The organism is Thiomonas arsenitoxydans, assembly GCF_000253115.1.
GTDB classification, from domain to species: Bacteria; Pseudomonadota; Gammaproteobacteria; order Burkholderiales; family Burkholderiaceae_C; genus Thiomonas; species Thiomonas arsenitoxydans.
Window position 1 is genome coordinate 382141 of record NC_014145.1, and the last position, 19492, is coordinate 401632.

Below are 19492 nucleotides of genomic sequence, written 5' to 3' on the forward strand. Positions count from 1 at the left end.
CCCGCTTGACCCCCTCCTGCCCGGACGGCTTCGCCTGAGTGACGCTGTGCGTCAGGCCGGTCGAGGAAGGGGAATGCGCGGGTATATGTTCATTTGTGCAGCACGGCCGGGGGTGGAGCGTCAGCAGGCGGCACTTGCTGCAGCAACAGGCTGCGAACTGGCGCGGGCAGCCCCAGCTGCGCGGCCTGTTCAAGCGCGAGCCATTGGCCCTGTGGCTCCGCGGCCCGGGGCTGGGCTTGAACGTCGACGAGCAAGGGGCGCACGGTCAGCTCGAAATGGGTGAACGCATGGCGAAACGGCGCCAGTTCTCGCTGGCCGATCACCGGCCCGATCTGCGCGGCGAACTGCAGCGCCTGCTCGGTCGCATCGAATTGCGGCAGGCTCCACAGCCCCGGCCAGAGGCCCAGTTGCGGGCGCTTTTCCAGCCAGCAAAGACCGTCCGGCGAGTTGCGCAACCAGAGCATGACGGTGCTGCGCTGCGGGCGGCTTTTGCGCGCCGCCTTGCGCACGGGCAGGCGCTGCGGATCGCCCGCCAAATGAGCACGGCAATCCGTGGCAAAAGGACATTCGGTGCAGGCAGGCTGGCGCGGCCTGCACACGGTGGCGCCCAGATCCATCAGCCCCTGCGTGTAGGCGGCCATGTCTTGCGCCTCGGGCAGCAGGCTGCGCGCGAGCGACCAGAGCTTGCGCGTGGTGGCCGTGGCGGGAACCGGATCGTCGATGCCGTGACTGCGGCAGAGCACGCGCTGCACATTGCCGTCGAGAATGGCGGCGCGCTCGTCGAAGCAGAACGCGGCAATCGCCGACGCCGTGGAGGGGCCGATGCCCGGCAGCGCGGCAAGGCTCTCCGCCGTTTGCGGGAACGCGCCGCCATGCGTTTGAACCACGATCTGCGCGCACCGGTGCAGATTGCGGGCGCGCTGGTAGTAGCCCAGCCCGCTCCACGCGGCGAGCACGGCATCTTCAGGCGCCGCGGCGAGCGCCTGCACCGTGGGAAAGAGGGCCGTGAAACGCGCGTAGTAATCGATGACTGTGGCGACCTGCGTCTGCTGCAGCATGATCTCCGACAGCCAGACCCGGTAGGGATCGCGCACCGGCCAGGGCAGGTCGTGCCGCCCGTGCTGGCGCTGCCAGCGCACCAGGCGGCTGGCGAAATCCGGCAGGGTTGGCGCTGTGAAGGGGGCGGCTGGGGCTGAATCGGGCACGGTGGGCAGATCGACAATGCGGCGAGGCGGCGCTCAATCGAATTGAGCGCCGCATTGTGCCAGCCCTTCGCGGCGAGCGTTTACGCGGTGATCAAGCGACGAATCTGATCGTTCAGCCCGCGTTGCAGCACGTCGATCTGGGCGATTTGCTTTTGCAATTCGTCAATGCGGTCATGCAGGCTGTCTTTGGTGTCTTCGATGCGTTGCAGCGTGGTGAGTCGGCGGTTGAGTTGCTTCTTGCGCTCGCGCACCTGACTGTCGAGCTGGGCGATGGCTGAGCGGTCCCAGTTTTCGATATCGCGCAGGGCGCGCTCGAACAGATCGCGCACCCGCGACGACAGGGTGCGCAAGGTGCGCAGGGTGTAGGCGTTGTTCTGCAGTTTGAGCCAGTTCACGCCGGAGAGATGCTCGGTATAGGCATTGACCACCCGGTCGAACTCCTGCATCAACCCGCTGAGACGCAGCACACGCGGCGCGGTGACGGTGAAGCCGAATTCGCTGTTGGCGCGGGTGAAGGCGGCGGCGAGCATCTGGCGGATTTCTTCGATCTGCGTTTCGGCATCCACCAGCCGCTTGCGCAGATCGGCGCCGATGCGGGCGAGTTCGCCCTTCACCCCGATTTTCAGCAGCGCGCCGCCCATGCGCGACTCAAGCTGCTCCAGATCGTGCAGCACCGACTTGGCGGCGAAGCGCTCGCGCAACTGCTCGAGCATGCGGTTGTTGACGGCACGCAGCGCCAGAACCTGCGCCATGCCGGCGTCGAATTCGTTGCGCTCTGCGGCCAGGCGCTGCAGCATGAGCACCACCATATTGGCGTTCTTGCCGCGCAGTCCCAGCAGTTCGTCGAGCTGTCCCTGGGCATCGTGCAGTTGCTTGCGCAGTTGCTGCGAAAGTTCGGACTGCACCTGCCCGACCGCATCGCGCACGGCGCCGTCGAGCAGGCTGCGACGGTCGATATTGGCCGCACGATTGAGCGCGTTTTCCAGCGCGCCCAGGCCCGAGCGGGCGAGCAGCGGGCCGTCACCCTGAATGCGCGCCAGCAGGGCTTTGTGCGCCGAGACGGGAAACACCCGCTCGGGCGGCAGACGCAGCGTTTGCGCGGTGGTCTGCACCTGATGGTCGATGCTGGCGGCGATTTGCGGCGCGGTGAGCAGCGGGTCCCACAGCGCATCGACCTTGTTGAGCGCCACCAGGGTTTGCGCGCCGCTGGTGGTCGCGATGTGGCGGTTCCAGATTTCCAGATCGCTGCGCGTCACCCCGGTGTCGGCGCCGAGCACGAAGACCACGGCGTTGGCCGAGGGGATGAGCGAGAGGGTCAGCTCGGGCTCGGCGCCCACGGCGTTGAGCCCCGGCGTGTCGAGAATGCTCAGGCCCTGATCGAGCAGCGGATGGGCAAAGTTGACCAGTGCATGTCGCCATAGCGGAATTTCGACTTCGCCCTGGGCATCGGTATTGAGCTGCGCCAGGTCTTCGGCATCATGGAAGAAGCCCAAGTCTTGGGCACGCTCCAGCGGTACGCGCTGGGTGTCGGACAAATGGGTGAGCGCCTGCGCCAACCCCTGCGCATCCTGGGAGGGCAGCTCGAAATGCGTCCAGACCTGCGGGCTCGACTTCCATTGCGCCAGGGTTTGCGATTGCAAGCGGGTTTCGATGGGCAGCAGCCGCAGCCCGCGGGGCTGCGCGGGGTCGGAGAACAGTTCCATCGGGCACATGGTGGTGCGCCCGGCTCCGGCGGGCAGGATGCGCTGGCCGTGTCCGCTGAAAAAGATGGCGTTGATCAACTCGGACTTGCCGCGCGAGAACTCGGCAACGAAGGCCAGGGTCATGCGGTCGTTGTCGAGTCGGTGGATCTGCCGCTGCAACAGCGGCCGCGCCTGTTCGAGATCGAGTCCGCTTTCTTCGAGCCAGGTCAACAACGCCTTGACGCGCTGCAGCGCTTCAGCGCGCCATTCGGCGTAGTCAAACAGACCGGCGGTGAGGATGGGGGTTTCGACGTACGGATTCATCGCTAGGGGCGCGTGGATTAACTGAGTAAAAGTAAAACACAGCGCACTCTGAATTTCGATCAGCGTATCCCCGCCTTGGGCTTGGCTTTGAGAATTTTTTGGCACTTGGGGCAGAAATAGGTACTGCGCTGCCCCTGCACGATCTGCCGGATGGGCGTGGCGCAGACGCGACAAGGCTGCCCGGCTCGGCCGTAAACCAGCGCCTGCATCTGGAAATAACCCAGTTCGCCATCGCTGTGGGCAAAGTCGCGCAGGCTGCTGCCCCCCAGCGCCACCGCCTGTCGCAAAGTTTCGCGTACCGCCGCGGCCAGACGATCGCAATGGACGGGGCGCAGATGCGAAGCCGGTGTGCGCGGGTCGATCTGCGCGCGAAACAGAGCCTCGCAGGCGTAGATATTGCCAATTCCGGCGACGATGTGCTGCGACAGCAGCAGCGGCTTGATCGCCGCCTTGCGTCCGGCCAGCGCGCGGCAGAGTGTGGCGCCGTCGAAGTCGGCGCCCAGCGGCTCGGGCCCGAGCACGCGCAGCAGGGGATGGCGCTGCACCTCGTCACCCGCGTGCCAGAGCACCGCGCCGAACCGGCGCGGATCGCGCAGGCGCAGCACCCCGCGGTCGGTCAGCCATTCCACATGCTCGTGCGGCGACAGCGGGGCGGGCGCTTGCGCGGCCGGTGTCCAGCGCAAAGAACCCGACATGCCCAGATGCACGATCAGCACGCCTGCGGTGTTCGGCGCGGCGGCGGTCTGCGACAGTCGCAGCAGCAGATATTTGCCGCGCCGCTCAAGCGCTTTGATGCGCAGCCCGACCAGCGTTTGCGGGTCGATGTTCAGCGGCCAGCGCAGCGGTTTACCCAGGCGCAGACCGGTCAGGCGGGCGCCGAGCAAGGCGGGCTCCAGACCCTGGCGGGTGACTTCGACTTCGGGCAGTTCGGGCATGTCGGCATTGTGCCGCAGGGGGAAATGGCAGACTTCTACAATCCGCACGATTCTCGGCCCTGTCTGCTGGTGCAGATACGGCGTTCTATTCAGACTTTCAGGACTCCCATGCGCGCTGCCGTTCTTGTGTCGGCCCTGTTGTTTCCGGCTCTCACCGCTGTGCCTATTGCAGCCTATGCACAGCAGTCGGCCGTTCGGGCCAGCGCGCAGGAAACCGCGCGGCAGGTCTTTGCCATTCTGGCTGGAGAGATTGCGGCGAATACCGGGCATCCCGGCGTGGCCTACACCGAGTTGCTCAAGGCGGCAAAGGAACTGGATTCCGAGCCGCTCTACCGACGCGCGGCGGAAATCGCCTTGCGCGCAGGCGCGCCCGACAAGGCGCTCGCAGCCGCTCAGGCCTGGCGCAAAGCCATGCCCGGTTCTCGAGAGGCCAGCGCCTGGGTCGTGCAACTGCTTTTGCTCATGGGGAAAACCAGCGAGGCTGGCTCGGCCATCGCCCAAGACCTGGCCAATACTCCCGAACCGCAGCGCGGGCAAGCCATTGCCGATCTGCTGCCCCTGGCCGCTCAGGCGAGCGATGCCGCCGCCACGCTGTCGATGATGCGCACTGCGCTGGCCGGGCAGCGGCAATTCGCGCAGACCGATGTGGTGCTGGGTTTGCTGCGCGCGCGCGCCGGAGACCAGAAGGGGGGCTTCGCCGATGCGCTGCACGCCCTGACGCTCAACCCAGGGCTGGCCCCGGCGGCGGCGCTGCTGATACAGCTCTACACCGTCAACCCGCAGGCGGCTGACGGCGCGATGCAGAAATTTTCCGCAGCCCAGCCCAAAGACAGCGGCCTGCGTCTGGCCTGGGCGCAGGCTGCGCTGGCCCAGCAGCGCGACGGCATTGCGCTGAACGCGCTCGAAAAACTGGTGGTCGATGCGCCTGATCTCGCCCCGGCCTGGCTGATATTGGGCAGCCTGCAGACTGAATTCGGCCAGCCCGCGCGCGCGGTGGTCTCGTTGCAAACCTATCTGCGGCTGGCGCGCGCCCAGACCGAGCCGCCCGTGCTGACCCCGGCTTACATCGCGCTGGCGGAGGCTTCGCGCAAGCTGGGCGATCTGGATCAGGCCAACCGCTGGCTCGATCAGATCGAGCCAGATGCCAGCAACCACCTTGCCGTGCTCAGCAACCGCGCGGCCATTCTGGTGCAGCAGGGCAAGGTGAACGACGCCCTCAAGCTGGCGGAAACCTTGCCCGAGGCGACCGACGCGCAGCGCAAAGACCGGCTGCTGGCACGGGCGCAGGTGTTGCGCGAGGCCGGGCGCTTCGATGCGTCTTACAAGCTGCTGCAATCCGGCCTCAAGCAGACTCCCAACGACGTCGATCTGCTGTACGAAGCCTCGATGATGGCCGACAAGAGCGGGCACATCAAAGACATGCTGCAGATGCTGCGAAAGGCTATTGCGCTCGACCCCGAGTCGCAACCGGCCTACAACGCGCTGGGCTACACCCTCGCTGACCGTGGCGAGCAGTTGCCCGAAGCGCGCAAGCTCGTCGCCCGCGCGCTGGAACTCTCGCCTGGCAATCCCTTCGTGCTCGACAGCATGGGCTGGGTCGAACACAAAATGGGCCACAACGATCAGGCGCTCGATTTGCTGCAGCAGGCGTATGACGCGCGGCCCGATCCGGAAATCGGCGCGCATCTGGGCGAGGTGCTGTGGCAGCTCGGCCAGCGCGACCGGGCGCGCGCCATCTGGCACGAGGCCATCGAGCGCGCGCCGCACGACACTATGGTGCAGGCGGTGCTGCGCAAATACGGCGTGACATTCTGATGCGGCGTCGCCTCTTTGCAGGGGTTATCGCCGGGGCTGTCGTTGGGGTGATGGCCCTTGGCGGCTGCGCCACGCCCCAACTGCCGCAGTCGTCCGAGCCCGCCAATACGCTCGCGCTGGCGGGGCGGCTGTCACTCGTCAGCGGCACGCCCGATGCGCAGAAGGCGCTTTACGGTGGTTTCCGGTTGGTGTTGCGCGGGGCCGTTTCCGGCGAGTTCGAAGTCTTTTCCCCGCTGGGTCAAATGCTGGCCAAGGCGCAATGGAGTTCCGGTCAAGCCAGCCTGGATAACGGCCGACAGATACAGCACTACGCCTCATTCGACGACATGACCCGCGCCGCCTTGGGCGTGGCCTTGCCGCAGGCTGCGTTGCAGGACTGGGTGCGAGGGCGACCGGCTGCCAGCCTGCCTTCGCAAACCCTGACAGACGGCGGTTTCGAACAACTGGGCTGGAAGGTGCAGCCCACTTGGCGTGACGGCCAGCTCGCGCTTCTCAAGGCGCAACGCCTGGCGGGCGACCCGGCGGAGCTGCGCATGGCGATTGAATCTGCCACGACGGCAGCGCCGCAAACCGCTCCCTGAGGCGCTGCGGCGCTTGATTCATGCGTGCCCTGTTCAATCTGCCCGCCCCGGCGAAAATCAACTGGTTTTTGCACGTCACCGGCAAGCGCCCAGACGGCTATCACACCCTGCAGACGGTCTTTCAGTTCATCGATTGGTGCGACACGCTCGATCTGATCCGGCGTGACGATGGTCTCATCCACCGCATCGGCGCTGACGAACTGCCGCAAGACGACCTTTGCGTGCGCGCCGCCCGCCTGCTCCAACAGGCGACGCAGTGCGAAAGCGGCGTCGATATTCATCTGCGCAAGTGCATTCCGCAACAGGCCGGGCTCGGAGGCGGAAGTTCCGATGCTGCCACGGTACTGATCGGCCTCAACCGTCTCTGGCGCCTCGATCTGCCGCGCGCCAAACTGATGCAACTCGCCTTGCAACTCGGCGCCGACGTGCCGATTTTCATCTACGGCCGCAACGCCTGGGCCGAGGGCGTCGGCGAGCAGTTGCAGCCAATCGATCTGCCCACGTCGAGTTTTGCTGTGGTGCATCCGGCACGCGGCCTGTCCACACGTGCGGTGTTTTCCACCCTTGACTTGACAACCAAAAAACCCGAAGAAACAATAGCAGGCTTTGCTGAATGGCTGGGCGAATTTTTCGCACCAGATGGGCGGCAGAAAAATCGGCACCAGAAAAGTCAGAGCAAAAACTGTCAACAAGACGATCAGCGAAGCAGTCTTTGCCCTGTCTGGGGCAGAAACGATTTGCAGCCCGGCGCCGAGGCGCTGGAGCCTGAGGTGACTCAGGCACTGCAGATTTTGCATACTGCGTTGATGGGGCCGCTGGCAGCACACTCGCCGACGTTGCGTTCTGAGTTGCTTTTCGATGCGCGAATGACGGGTTCTGGCAGCGCAGTTTTTGCTTTGATCGGTGCGTCAGATCGATCTGGTTTGCCGAGCAGGCACGGGCCGTCTGATGAGGTGTTGGGTGGTTTGCCGGACTTGTTGCCTGAGGGTTGGCAGGGCCGGTTGTGCAAGGGTTTGCGCGAGCATCCGTTGCGCGATTGGATTGACGCATAATGTCGGCTTTGCGCTGCCGTAGTGCAGCGGTTGTTTGACAAACAGTTTTTATCATTCGCCATCGTCGATGGTGGTGAATGAAGTTGGGGAGTCGCCAAGTTGGTTAAGGCACCGGATTTTGATTCCGGCATTCGAGGGTTCGAGTCCTTCCTCCCCAGCCACGATTTTTGAAAGCGTTTCGCTTGCGGCGCTGCAGACCGCGGGCTCTGCCGGAGAGAACAAAAGTTCCGGCACTTCAGGCGCACTGAATAAGCGCAACACTCCACCATGACACCGAATCCGGCGGACTTCATCCTGTTCACCGGCAATGCCAATCCGGCGCTTGCCCAGGAAGTTGCGGAACAACTCGGCATTGGCCTCGGTCAGGCCTATATCGGGCGGTTCTCCGACGGTGAAGTGACCGTCGAGATTCAGCAAAACGTGCGCGCCCGCGAGGTGTTCATCGTTCAGTCCACTTGCGCGCCGACCAATGACAACCTGATGGAACTGCTCATCATGGTCGATGCGCTCAAGCGTGCTTCGGCCGAGCGCATCACCGCGGTCATTCCCTATTTCGGCTATGCGCGGCAAGACCGGCGTCCGCGCTCCGCGCGTGTGCCCATCACCGCCAAGGTCGTGGCCAATATGCTGCAGGCCGCAGGCGTGGCGCGCGTGGTCACCATGGACTTGCATGCCGATCAGGTGCAGGGGTTTTTCGACATTCCGGTCGACAACATTTACGCCTCGCCGATTCTGCTCTCCGACCTGCGCGAAAAGAATTACAGCGACCTCATTGTGGTCTCGCCCGACATCGGCGGTGTGGTGCGCGCCCGCGCGCTGGCCAAATTGATGGACTGCGATCTGGCCATCATCGACAAACGCCGTCCCAAGCCGAATGTCTCGGAAGTGATGAACGTCATCGGCGAGATCGACGGACGCAACTGCATCATCATGGACGACATGGTCGATACCGCCGGCACGCTGACCAAAGCGGCCGAGGTGCTCAAGGCGCGCGGCGCCAAGCGCGTCATGGCGTACTGCACGCACCCCGTGCTGTCGGGCCCGGCGATCCAGCGTCTGCAAAGCAGCGCCATCGACGAACTGGTCGTGACCAACACCATCCCGCTGCGCCAGGAAGCGCGCGAATGCGGCAAGGTTCGCCAGCTCTCCGCCGCCCCGCTTATCGCGCAGACGCTGCAGCGCATTGCCTACGGCGGGTCGGTGCTGCAGTTGTTCAACGAGCAGGAAACCTTGTTCTGACGCTGTTGTGATTTTGTACCTGTCGGATGTTCCGGCAGGTTGTCACGGCGCTGGTCGCAGGCGCCGTTCACCACGGGGCGAGTCCCCTTTTTTCAGGAGTCGACATGAAAGTCGTCGCATTCGAACGTAGTTTGCAGGGCACCGGTGCGAGCCGCCGCCTGCGTCGCGCCGGGAAGACCCCCGGCATTATTTACGGTGGCGAGCAAGCGCCCCAGATGATCGAACTCGATCACAACGCGCTGTATCACGCGTTGAAAAAAGAGCAGTTCCACTCCTCTGTGCTGCAGCTGGAAATTGCCGGCAAATCCAGCCAGGTGCTGCTGCGTGATTACCAGATGCACCCTTTCAAGCAACTGGTGCTGCACGTGGATTTCCAGCGTGTGGACGCCGGACACAAGATTTCCATGAAGGTGCCGTTGCACTTCACCGGCGCGGAAAATTCGCCTGCGGTCAAGCTCAGCCACGGCCTGGTCAACCATGTGATGACCGAAGTGGAAGTGTCTTGCCTGCCGTCCGAACTGCCCGAGTTCATCGAAGTCGATCTGAGCGAATTGGTTCTGCACCAGAGCGTGCACGTCAACGACCTCAAGCTGCCCAAGGGTGTGTCGGTGCTCACGCACGGGGTGGACAATCCTGCGGTCGTGACCGTCAGCCCGCCGCCGGGTGGTGTGGGTGAAGAGGGCGCAGAAGGGGCGGCTGCTGCCGAAGGCGAAAGCAAGTAAATCGGCTTTTTCCAGCCACAAGGCCGCCTGGGGGAACCTGAAGGCGGCCTTGTTGTTTTTGGAGCCGCGGTGAGACTTCGGGCGATTATGGCCGCTCGACCGGCTGATCGACTGGCCTTGGGCGGCGGTCTTCGCCCACGGCGACATAGGTCAACAGCGCCTCGGTCACTTTGATGACCTCGACGTTCGATGGCGTGCGCTGGGCATAGACCTCTACCCGCACGGTGACCGACGTGTGGCCCACATGGTCGATTTCGGTGAAAAACGACAGCACGTCGCCCACCAGCACCGGCTGCTTGAACACAAACTCCTTGACCGCCACGGTCGCCACCCGCCCCTTGGCACGCCAGGCCGCAGCGATGCCCCCGGCGATGTCGACCTGCGCCATGATCCAGCCCCCGAAAATGTCGCCGTGCATGTTCACATCGGCAGGTCGGGCCTGGGTACGCAGCGTGGGTACGCGGTCGGGGAGTCGAGGGTCGGTGGTCATGAGGGGCTCCAAGCAGGGCGCCGTTGCGGCGCGGATAATCAGGCTGCGAAGTTTAGGGGCAGCTCACGAAGTTCGTGCCCCGCGCTGCTTTGCTCCGCCCTGATCGTTCATCGGCCCCTATTGGCCAAATCCCGTTAGTCCATGCACGCCCGATCCTCTCCTGCATTGCCCGAGCCGTCCTCCCATGCCACGGCAGCGCGTTCGCGCTGGGCGGTGGGTTCCGCGCTTTGGCCCTATCTGTGGGAATACCGCGGCCGGGTGTTGTTGGCGCTGGCGATGATGATCGCCGCCAAGGTGGCCAACGTCGGCGTGCCCATTGTGCTGAAAGACATCGTCAATGCGCTCGATCTCAAGCCGGGCGATCCGCGTGCGGTGCTGGTGGTGCCGGTGGCGCTGCTGGTGGCCTATGGCCTGCTTCGTCTGAGCGTGTCGCTGTTCACCGAGTTGCGCGAGGTGGTGTTTTCGCGCGTGACACAAGGCGCGGTGCGCAAGATTGCGCTGCAGGTGTTCGACCATCTGTTCAGCCTGAGCATGCGCTACCACCTGGAGCGCCAGACAGGCGGCATGTCGCGCGATATGGAGCGGGGCACGCGGGCCATCTCCAGCCTGGTGTCGTTCACCCTCTACAGTATTCTGCCCACCTTGGTGGAAATGGCGCTGGTCATCGGCATTCTGCTGGTCAAGTACGACATCTGGTTCGCGGGCATCGCGCTGGTGGCGCTGGTGCTGTATGTGGCGTTCACCGTCACCGTGACCGAATGGCGCACGCAGCTACGCCGCGAAATGAACACGCAGGATTCGCGCGCCAACCAGCGCGCCATCGATGCACTGTTGAATTATGAGACGGTGAAAATGTTCGGCAACGAGGCGCTGGAGTCGACTCGCTACGACGACAACCTCAGAGCCTGGATGCGCGCGGCCATCAAGTCGCAGAACTCGCTGTCGCTGCTCAACCTTGGGCAGAGCTTGATCATCGCTGCCGCCGTGACTCTGCTGGTCTGGCGGGCGACCGTCGGTGTGGTCAGTGGCAGCATGAATCTGGGTGATCTGGTGCTGGTCAACGCCTTCATGCTGCAGCTCTACGCGCCGCTGAGTTTTCTGGGCGTGATCTACCGCGAGATCCGGCAGTCCACCACGGATCTGGAGCGCATGTTCACCATTCTGGAAGAGCACCAGGAAATCAAGGACCCGCCTCAGGCGCCAGCTTTGCAGGTCGGACGGGGCGAAGTGCGTTTCGAAAATGTGCGCTTTGGCTATGGGGCCGACCGCGTCATTCTCGATGGGCTGGACTTCACCGTGCCCGCCGGAGAAACAGTCGCCATCGTCGGCCCTTCCGGCGCGGGAAAATCCACGCTGGCGCGTCTGTTGTTTCGCTTTTACGCGCCGCAGTCCGGGCGCATTCTGATCGACGGCCAGGACATCGCCCAAGTCACGCAAGCCAGTGTGCGCCGCGCCATCGGCATCGTGCCGCAGGACACGGTGCTGTTCAACGACACCATTGGCTACAACATCGCCTACGGCAAACCCGGCGCCAGCGCGGCCGAGGTAGAGGCGGTGGCGCGCGCCGCGCATATCCACGACTTCATCGTCAGCACGCCCCAGGGCTATGAGACGCAGGTGGGCGAGCGCGGCCTCAAGTTGTCCGGCGGAGAGAAGCAGCGCGTGGCCATTGCCCGTGCCCTGCTGAAAAATCCGCCCATCCTGATTTTCGACGAAGCCACCTCGCAGCTCGACTCGCACAACGAAAAGGCGATTCAGGCGGAAATACGCGCGGCCTCGCGCGACCGCACTGCCATTGTGATTGCTCACCGCCTGTCCACCGTGGTCGATGCGCATCAGATTCTGGTGGTGGAAAGCGGGCGCGTGGTCGAACGCGGCACGCACGCGCAACTGCTGCAGGCGCGCGGCCTCTACGCCCGCATGTGGAATCTGCAGCAAGATAGGGCGGCTCACCCCGAAGCGTCTGCGGCGATGGCCTGATGCTGGAACGGAGTTTGCATACACCTATTGCGCATTTGTGACCTACGGTTACACTTGTGCGATTCGTTCACCCCATTCCTACATTCACGGAGATTCGCATGATCAAAAAACTGTTTGGTTTGACCATCCTGGCTGCGGCCGCAATATCTTGCGCTCAGGCAGCCGAGCTCACCGGCACGCTGAAAAAAGTGAAGGAAACCAACAGCATCACCGTCGGTTACCGCGAGTCGTCGATTCCCTTCTCCTACCTCGACAACAACGGCAAACCCATCGGCTACGCGATGGAGTTGTGCGGCAAGGTGGTCGATGCCGTCAAGGCCGATCTGAAAATGCCCGGTCTGAAAGTGAACTACACCCCGGTCACGTCGAGCAACCGCATTCCCCTGCTTGAAAACGGCACCATCGACCTGGAGTGCGGCTCCACGACCAACTCGGTGGCGCGCCAGAAACAGGTGGCTTTCGGGCCGACCTACTTCGTCATCAACGTGACGGCTGCGGTGAAAAAAGATTCGGGCATCAACGATTTTGCGCAACTGGCGGGCAAGACCATCGTCACCACCTCGGGCACGACCGCCGTGCCGCTGCTGAAAAAGTACGAAAAGACCAAGGACATGGAATTCAAGGAAATCTACGGCAAGGATCACGCCGAGAGCTTCCTGCTGATGGCCGATGGCCGGGCTTCCGCGTTCGTGATGGACGACATTCTGCTGGCGGGGCAGATCGCCAACTCCAAGGATCCGGCGGCCTACAAAATCCTGCCCGGTTCGCTGCGACAAGAGCCTTACAGCATGATGCTGCGCAAGGATGATCCGCAGTTCAAGGCGCTGGTCGACAAGACCATCGATGGCGTGATGAAGTCGGGCGAGATCAACAAGATCTACGCCAAGTGGTTCACCAGCCCGATTCCGCCCAAGGGCATCAACCTGAACTTCCCGGAAACCCCCGCGATCAAGGAAGCCTTCGCCCACCCGAACGACAAGGGCGTCGAATAAGCACCGCCAGGTTGGCAAGGAACCAAGCCGGCAGCTTTGCCGGCTTTTTTCCATGGTGAAATGACGCGGGCAGACGAGGGGATGACATGCTGGGTTTAGGCATTTTTTTGGAAGACACGCCGGACGGCGACACCACCTGGGGTATGTCGCTGCTTTCCGGGCTGGAATACACCCTGTTGCTGGTGGTCTGCGCCTGGGTGATCGCCATGGTGCTCGGCTCGGTATTGGGGGTGGTGCGCACCACCAAGCACCGCTTTTGGGTGATGCTGGGCAACGGCTATGTGGAACTGTTCCGCAACATCCCCCTTCTGGTGCAGTTTTTTCTCTGGTATTTCGTGCTGCCCAGCGTGATTCCGCCGCTCAAGCGATTTGCCAACGCGGTTGATCCGGGCACCTTCCAGATTCTCACGGCCGTGGTTTGCCTCGGGCTGTTCACCGCGGCGCGGATTGCCGAGCAGGTCAAGTCGGGCATTCAGTCGCTGCCGCGCGGGCAGACTTTCGCCGGGCTGGCGCTCGGGCTGACGCCCACGCAGACCTACCGCTACGTGCTGCTGCCCATGGCGTACCGCATCATCATTCCGCCGCTCACCTCCGAGTCGATGAATCTGGTGAAGAACTCCGCAGTGGCGTATTCCATCGGCTTGACTGAACTGTTTTTCCGCACCCGCGAGATGGGAGAGATGACCTTCCGCTACTTCGCGGCCTTCGGCGCGGCCACGGTGCTGTATGTCGCGGTGGCGTTTTCCATCAACCGCATCATGGCGTGGGTGGAGCGCGCCACGGCGGTGCCGGGCTATATGGGCGGGAGCAAGTGATGGGCGATTTTGACTTTGGCTCCATCGTCTCGGTCCTGCCCTTTTTGCTCAAGGGGCTGACCTACACCATCCAACTCACCGTGGTGGCGGCCATCGGCGGTACGTTGCTGGGTATTTTGCTGGCCCTGGCGCGGCTGTCTCACCTGAAGTGGCTGTCCTTGCTGGCGGCGGGCTACATCAATCTGATGCGCTCGATTCCGCTGCTGTTGGTGATTTTCTGGTTCTACTTCCTGGTGCCGGTGATGCTGCAGTCGATCACCGGATCGGACTATCCGCCCAAGATCGGGGCGGAGCGCTCGGCCTATTTCACCTTCATTTTGTTCGAGGCGGCGTATTTCGCGGAGATCGTGCGCGCGGGCATCCAGAGCATTCCCAAAGGGCAACTCGGCGCGGCCTATGCGCTGGGCCTGACCTACGCGCAGACGATGCGGCTGATCATCCTGCCGCAGGCGCTGCGCAATATGCTGCCGGTGCTGCTCACCCAGACCATCGTGCTGTTCCAGGACGTGTCGCTGGTGGCGCTGCTCAACGTCACCGACTTCGTCGGCGCCGCCATGAAAATCGCGCAGCGCGACAGCCGCGTGGTCGAGATGTACACCTTGGTGGCCGTGGTGTATTTCGTGCTGAGTTTCCTGCTGTCGCAAGGCGTCAAGCGCCTGCATCAGCGCATCGCCATCGTGCGGTAAGGCGATAAGTCATTTTCAATGGATCGTTCCATGACCCAGAATTCTGCCCAGGGCGCTAGCGCGCCGATGATCGATATTCGCCAGATCAGCAAGTGGTACGGCGACTTCCAGGTGCTCACCGACTGTTCCACGCAGATTGCGCGCGGCGAAGTGGTGGTGGTGTGCGGGCCGTCGGGCTCGGGCAAGTCCACGCTGATCAAGTGCGTCAACGCGCTCGAACCCTTTCAGAAGGGCGACGTGGTGGTGGATGGCACGTCGATTGCCGACCCCAAAACCAATCTGCCCAAGCTGCGCGCGCGCGTGGGCATGGTGTTTCAGCACTTCGAGTTGTTTCCGCACCTGACGGTGACCGACAACCTCACGCTCGCCCAGATCAAGGTGCTCGGGCGCAGCAAGGCCGAGGCGCGCGAAAAGGGCCTGCTCTATCTCGACCGCGTGGGTCTTTCGATGCATAAGGAGAAATTCCCCGGACAACTCTCCGGCGGACAGCAGCAGCGCGTGGCCATCGCGCGTGCGCTGGCGATGGACCCGATTGCCATGCTGTTCGATGAACCGACCTCGGCGCTCGATCCGGAGATGGTGGGCGAAGTGCTCGACGTCATGGTCAAGCTCGCCGAAGAGGGCATGACCATGATGGTGGTCACGCACGAAATGGGCTTTGCGCGCAAGGTGTCGCACCGCGTGGTGTTCATGGATGCCGGGCGCGTGGTGGAAGATTGCCCGACGCCGCAGTTCTTCTCGACCAGCGAACAGCGCAGCGAGCGCGCCGCGCACTTCCTGGCAAAAATCCTGCAGCACTGAACGACTGCCGCTTCATTGCGCGGCAGGGCGGGGCGTAGCATGTCGGCGTTGCCGTTTTCGCCGCCCGACATGACCTCGAACTCCACGCTCACCCTCACGCGCCCCGACGATTTTCACCTGCATCTACGTGATGGCGCCGCCATGCGTGATGCGCTGCCCTGGACGGCACGGCAATTCGCCCGGGCCATCGTCATGCCCAATCTCAAGCCGCCCGTGGTGCATCTGCGGCAGGCTCTCGACTACCGCGCACGCATCGTGGCCGCCTTGCCTGAGGACAGCGATTTCACCCCGCTGATGACGCTCTATCTCACCGACGACACCACCCCGGCGATGGTGACCGAGGCGAAGAACAGCGGCGTGGTGCATGCGTTCAAGCTCTACCCGGCGGGCGCAACGACTAATTCGGACAGCGGAGTGACCGAACTCAAGCGCATCTATCCGGCGCTCGACGCCATGCAGCAGGTCGGGATGCCGCTGTTGATTCACGGCGAAGTGACCGACCCCGAGGTGGATGTGTTCGACCGCGAGGCGGTGTTCATCGAGCGGCATCTCATCGCTCTGCGCCGCGCTTTTCCCGAGCTCAAGATCGTGCTGGAGCACATCACCACGGCCCAGGCCGCCGCGTTCATTCAAGAGGCGCACGACCGGGATGCCCAGGGTGCGCCTCTTCTGGCCGCAACCCTCACGGCGCATCATCTGCTGCACAACCGCAATGCCATGTTCAAAGGCGGCATGCGGCCCCACTACTACTGCCTGCCCGTGCTCAAGCGCGAGACCCACCGCCAGGCTCTGCTCGATGTCGCCACGAGCGGAGACGACCGTTTCTTTCTCGGCACCGACTCCGCGCCGCATGCGCGCAACACCAAGGAAACGGCCTGCGGCTGCGCCGGTTGCTTCACGGCGGCCAATGCGCTGGAGTTGTACTGCGCGGCTTTCGAGCAGCGCAATGCTTTGCACCGACTCGACGATTTCGCCAGCCGTTTCGGCGCGGCGTTCTACGGTTTGCCGCGCAATACGGGCTCGATCACCCTGGAGCGCCGGAGCTGGCAGGTGCCCGACACGCTGCCCTATGCCGACGCCGACATCGTGCCTCTGCACGCGGGTGAAGCGATGGAGTGGCAGGTGCAGGTCGGGGTTTGATTCCGTGGTGTTCGATCTCGCTTTGCGCGAACTACCCGGCCAGCGGAATCGGCAGGTCGGGCACCCGGTAATTGCTCGTGGTCATCAGGTCGATGCCGCAACTCAGGCCCTCGGCCCAGTCGATGAATTGCGCCACGGCCGGTTTGCCCTTGATGGGGGAGCCATGCTGCGGCACGATCATCTCGATGTCCAGCGTGCGCACCATGCTGGCCCAATACCGCAGGATCTTGTTCGACACCATGTAGCGGCGGTGGAAGGCTTCCATATGGGGCAGGGCATCGGCCAGTTGCGCAAACGGGCGGCCCGCCTGCGCACCGCTGACGAGTGAAACCCCCAGATCGCCCGAGAACAGGATTTTGCTGATCGGGTCATAAAACTGGAAGTTGCCCTCTGCGTGCAAAAAGTGCGCCGGCAGCAGCACGATGTCGCTCTTGCCCAGGCGCAGCGTTCCTCCGGCGTCAGGTACGGCGATGATGCGTTTGTCGGTTTTGCCGAGCTTGCAGAAATGCGGAGCAAAACGCGCCCACAGACGAGAGATCACCAGATCGGCCTTGGAGGCGGTCATCCAGCGGTCTAGTGAGGCGATGATGTCCGGGTCGGCATGCGAAGCCAGCAGGTAGTGCAAGTCTTGCGGCGCCATGTATTTGCGCATGGTCAGCGTGAGTTCGTTGAACGTCATATTACCGCCCGGATCGATGAGCGCGCCCTGGCCGTGGTCGATGAGGAGGAATTGATTGGCCTGCACGGCGTCGCCGTCGTCTTCGACCAGATCGCTGAACATGAGGCACAGATGCGTGCCGTTGTTGAATAGTTCTGTCGCCACGGAATTCGCTCTTTCGCTGAACCGCAAAAAATGTAAAGGCGAATCATCCGATCTTTTGAATACATGAAGCTTTGCGCTGCATCAAAGGCAGGGCATTCTGGGGTCTGCAACCGGGGCGGCGAGGTTTCTCCGTCATAATGCAGCCTGCGAAGTGGGGTGGGCAGTCGCGGTGTGCTTCAGGCGCAACGAGGAAGGTCCGGACTCCATAGGGCGGGATGACGGCTAACGGCCGTGCACGGTGACGTGACGAACAGGGCCACAGAGACGAGTAAACGCCGGGCAACCGGCGTGGACGTGAAACGCGGCAACCTCCATCCGGAGCAACACCAAATAGGCAGACGCGCCAGCGGCAACGCTGGCACAGCGCGGCCCGCGCGAGTCTGCGGGTAGGTGGCTTGAGCCGCGCAGCAATGCACGGCCTAGAGGAATGGCTGCCACGGTGCGGGTGCAAGCCCGCGCTGCACAGAATCCGGCTTATAGCCCCGCTTCGCACTTTTCCCCTCAGTTTTTACAACCCCGATCGGGTGCGGATCGGTGCTGCCCGTCATCCGTCAAGGTGCAGATGCGCTTCCATTTCTAGAAAGAACATTCAAGGCAGACTCTAAATTGTTCATTTTTATAAGAAACATGCTCATTTACTGGTTCCATAAACAGTATCTAAGTCCTTGTTTTGTAAAAGAAATTTCAGGGTTTCAGGCTTGACCGCAGATGTCGCGATCCCCTAAAGTGGCGAATAGTGCAAAAAAGTGGGGAATAGTGCAGAGCGCTGCGTCATTTCACCGGCCCCACTGCAGCACGGCAACCGCGGGCGACTTCATGTTTATTGGCATTTCGGCACTCACTCTGGACGGCAAAGGTCGTATGACCGTGCCTGCCCGGCATCGTGATCTGCTGATGGCGCGCTCGCAGGGGCGGCTCACGCTGACCAAGAGCCCCGACGGTTGTCTGCTGATGTTTTCCGACGACGAGTGGACGAGTTTTCGCGATCGGGTGATGCAGTTGCCCATGTCGGCGCAGGGCTGGAAGCGCATCTATCTCGGTCATGCCACCGAAACCGAAATGGACGGCACCGGGCGCGTGCTGATTTCGCCCGAATTGCGTCAGGCCGTCGGTCTGGAGCGCGAGGTCGATCTCATCGGCATGGGACGTCACTTCGAAATCTGGGATCGCGCCAAACATCAGGCGCAAGAGGCTGCGGTGGTCGAGGCCGGTATGCCCGATGCCGTGCGCGACATTGTGTTGTGACCGTGTATGCCCCACACCACTCCCATGCCCAGCGCCGAAACGGCGCACCGCACCGTGTTGCTGCACGAGGCGGTCGACCAACTGATCACCAACCCGGACGGGGTGTACCTCGACGCGACTTTCGGGCGTGGCGGACACAGCCGGGAAATTCTGCGGCGGCTGTCGCCCGCCGGGCGGCTGATTGCGATCGACCGCGATCCGCAGGCCATCGAAGCCGCGGCCCAGATTCACGATGCGCGTTTTGTGATCAAGCACGCGCCATTCTCCGAGTTTGCGCGGGTGCTGCACGAGCAGGGCGTGGCGCAGGCCGATGGGCTGCTGTTCGATCTGGGTGTGTCGTCGCCGCAACTCGATCAGCCCGAGCGCGGCTTCAGCTTCCGCGCTGACGGGCCTTTGGATATGCGGATGGACAACAGCAGCGGGCAAACCGTCGCTGAGTATCTGGCCACGGCCAGCGTGGATGAAATTGCAACCGTGCTGAGGGATTATGGAGACGAACGGGCGGCTGTCCAGATTGCAAAGAAGATTGTGGCTCGCCGCGATGCCGGAGCGCCTCTCGCGCGCAGCGGCGAACTCGCCGCACTGGTTGCCAGTGCCGTCAAGAGCCGTGAGCCGGGCCAGGACCCGGCCACCCGCACGTTTCAAGCTCTTCGGATTCACGTCAATGCCGAGCTTGCGCAAATCGAAACGGCGTTGAGCCAGGTGCTCGACTGCCTGAGGCCGGGCGGGCGGTTGGCCGTGATCAGCTTTCATTCGCTGGAAGACGCGCTGATCAAACGCTTTATTCACCGCCATGCCCGCGCACCGGCGGTCGATCGGCGCCAGCCCTTCGTCCCCGGCGTTTCGGCCGAGTTCCAGCCGCAACTCAAGGAGGTGGTGCGGATGCGGCCTTCGGCGGCGGAAATCAGCGGCAATGCGCGGTCGCGCTCGGCCATGCTGCGCGTGGCACAACGGGTCTGAGGAAC

General features: G+C 63.2%; 18 protein-coding genes, 1 tRNA gene and 1 other RNA gene. 15 read left to right on the forward strand and 5 right to left on the reverse strand.

Translation table 11 applies throughout. The features are described from left to right. Positions 1-89: 89 nt before the first annotated feature. The 3 genes from mutY to mutM form a co-directional block, all read right to left on the reverse strand. Complete coding sequence (gene mutY, locus THI_RS01770; protein WP_013104509.1) at positions 90-1205, reverse strand: A/G-specific adenine glycosylase; 1116 nt, start codon at positions 1203-1205, stop codon at positions 90-92. Positions 1206-1285: 80 nt separating this feature from the next. Then, complete coding sequence (locus THI_RS01775) at positions 1286-3211, reverse strand: dynamin family protein (RefSeq protein WP_013104510.1); 1926 nt, start codon at positions 3209-3211, stop codon at positions 1286-1288. Between the two features lie 59 nt (positions 3212-3270). After that, complete coding sequence (gene mutM / locus THI_RS01780; RefSeq protein WP_013104511.1) at positions 3271-4146, reverse strand: bifunctional DNA-formamidopyrimidine glycosylase/DNA-(apurinic or apyrimidinic site) lyase; 876 nt, start codon at positions 4144-4146, stop codon at positions 3271-3273. A gap of 108 nt (positions 4147-4254) precedes the next feature. On the opposite strand from mutM, the gene THI_RS01785 reads away from it, so the two are divergent. The 6 genes from THI_RS01785 to THI_RS01810 all read left to right on the forward strand — a co-directional run bounded on the left by THI_RS01785 (position 4255) and on the right by THI_RS01810 (position 9555). Beyond that, positions 4255-5961: a tetratricopeptide repeat protein gene (locus tag THI_RS01785; protein ID WP_041608860.1), complete on the forward strand. Its 1707-nt coding sequence runs from the start codon at positions 4255-4257 to the stop codon at positions 5959-5961. Then, a complete protein-coding gene (locus tag THI_RS01790; RefSeq protein WP_013104513.1) occupies positions 5961-6542 on the forward strand; it encodes a lipoprotein insertase outer membrane protein LolB in 582 nt (193 codons plus the stop codon). The genes THI_RS01785 and THI_RS01790 overlap by 1 nt, the downstream gene beginning before the upstream one ends. Positions 6543-6562: 20 nt before the next feature. Then, the gene (ispE, locus tag THI_RS01795) at positions 6563-7594 is read left to right on the forward strand and encodes a 4-(cytidine 5'-diphospho)-2-C-methyl-D-erythritol kinase (protein ID WP_013104514.1); all 1032 of its coding nucleotides are present in this window, start codon (positions 6563-6565) and stop codon (positions 7592-7594) included. Between the two features lie 84 nt (positions 7595-7678). Continuing rightward, positions 7679-7755: transfer RNA gene (locus THI_RS01800), tRNA-Gln, on the forward strand. A gap of 106 nt (positions 7756-7861) precedes the next feature. After that, the gene (locus tag THI_RS01805) at positions 7862-8833 is read left to right on the forward strand and encodes a ribose-phosphate pyrophosphokinase (RefSeq protein WP_013104515.1); all 972 of its coding nucleotides are present in this window, start codon (positions 7862-7864) and stop codon (positions 8831-8833) included. A gap of 104 nt (positions 8834-8937) precedes the next feature. Further along, on the forward strand, positions 8938-9555 hold the full coding sequence (locus THI_RS01810; RefSeq protein ID WP_013104516.1) for a 50S ribosomal protein L25/general stress protein Ctc: 618 nt from the start codon (positions 8938-8940) through the stop codon (positions 9553-9555). Between the two features lie 85 nt (positions 9556-9640). Here the strand turns inward: THI_RS01810 and THI_RS01815 are convergent, their stop codons facing one another. Beyond that, on the reverse strand, positions 9641-10045 hold the full coding sequence (locus THI_RS01815; RefSeq protein ID WP_013104517.1) for an acyl-CoA thioesterase: 405 nt from the start codon (positions 10043-10045) through the stop codon (positions 9641-9643). A 141-nt stretch (positions 10046-10186) separates the two neighbouring features. On the opposite strand from THI_RS01815, the gene THI_RS01820 reads away from it, so the two are divergent. The 6 genes from THI_RS01820 (at position 10187) to pyrC (ending at position 16459) form a co-directional block, all read left to right on the forward strand. After that, positions 10187-12025, forward strand: a complete 1839-nt coding sequence (locus THI_RS01820; protein WP_013104518.1) for an ABCB family ABC transporter ATP-binding protein/permease — start codon at positions 10187-10189, stop codon at positions 12023-12025. A gap of 98 nt (positions 12026-12123) precedes the next feature. After that, positions 12124-13017, forward strand: a complete 894-nt coding sequence (locus tag THI_RS01825; protein ID WP_013104519.1) for a transporter substrate-binding domain-containing protein — start codon at positions 12124-12126, stop codon at positions 13015-13017. Positions 13018-13103: 86 nt separating this feature from the next. Continuing rightward, positions 13104-13832 carry an amino acid ABC transporter permease gene (locus tag THI_RS01830; RefSeq protein ID WP_013104520.1) on the forward strand — a complete coding sequence of 243 codons (729 nt, stop codon included), beginning with the start codon at positions 13104-13106 and terminating at the stop codon, positions 13830-13832. Continuing rightward, positions 13832-14518, forward strand: coding sequence for an amino acid ABC transporter permease (locus THI_RS01835; RefSeq protein WP_013104521.1), 687 nt, complete (start codon positions 13832-13834; stop codon positions 14516-14518). Before THI_RS01830 ends, THI_RS01835 begins: the two co-directional genes overlap by 1 nt. Positions 14519-14584: 66 nt before the next feature. Beyond that, positions 14585-15319: an amino acid ABC transporter ATP-binding protein gene (locus THI_RS01840; RefSeq protein WP_013104522.1), complete on the forward strand. Its 735-nt coding sequence runs from the start codon at positions 14585-14587 to the stop codon at positions 15317-15319. A gap of 69 nt (positions 15320-15388) precedes the next feature. Then, positions 15389-16459, forward strand: a complete 1071-nt coding sequence (gene pyrC / locus THI_RS01845) for a dihydroorotase (protein WP_013104523.1) — start codon at positions 15389-15391, stop codon at positions 16457-16459. Positions 16460-16490: 31 nt separating this feature from the next. On the opposite strand, the gene THI_RS01850 is transcribed toward pyrC, so the two are convergent. Beyond that, entirely contained in the window at positions 16491-17282 is a 792-nt protein-coding gene (locus tag THI_RS01850; RefSeq protein ID WP_013104524.1) for an oxygen-binding di-iron domain-containing protein, read from the reverse strand. 148 nt (positions 17283-17430) lie between these two features. On the opposite strand from THI_RS01850, the gene rnpB reads away from it, so the two are divergent. The 3 genes from rnpB (at position 17431) to rsmH (ending at position 19487) form a co-directional block, all read left to right on the forward strand. Beyond that, positions 17431-17775: RNase P RNA component class A (gene rnpB, locus THI_RS18205), an RNA gene on the forward strand. 323 nt (positions 17776-18098) lie between these two features. Further along, a complete protein-coding gene (gene mraZ, locus THI_RS01855; protein ID WP_013104526.1) occupies positions 18099-18527 on the forward strand; it encodes a division/cell wall cluster transcriptional repressor MraZ in 429 nt (142 codons plus the stop codon). A 24-nt stretch (positions 18528-18551) separates the two neighbouring features. Next, positions 18552-19487 carry a 16S rRNA (cytosine(1402)-N(4))-methyltransferase RsmH gene (gene rsmH / locus THI_RS01860; protein ID WP_041608861.1) on the forward strand — a complete coding sequence of 312 codons (936 nt, stop codon included), beginning with the start codon at positions 18552-18554 and terminating at the stop codon, positions 19485-19487. Positions 19488-19492 lie beyond the last annotated feature (5 nt).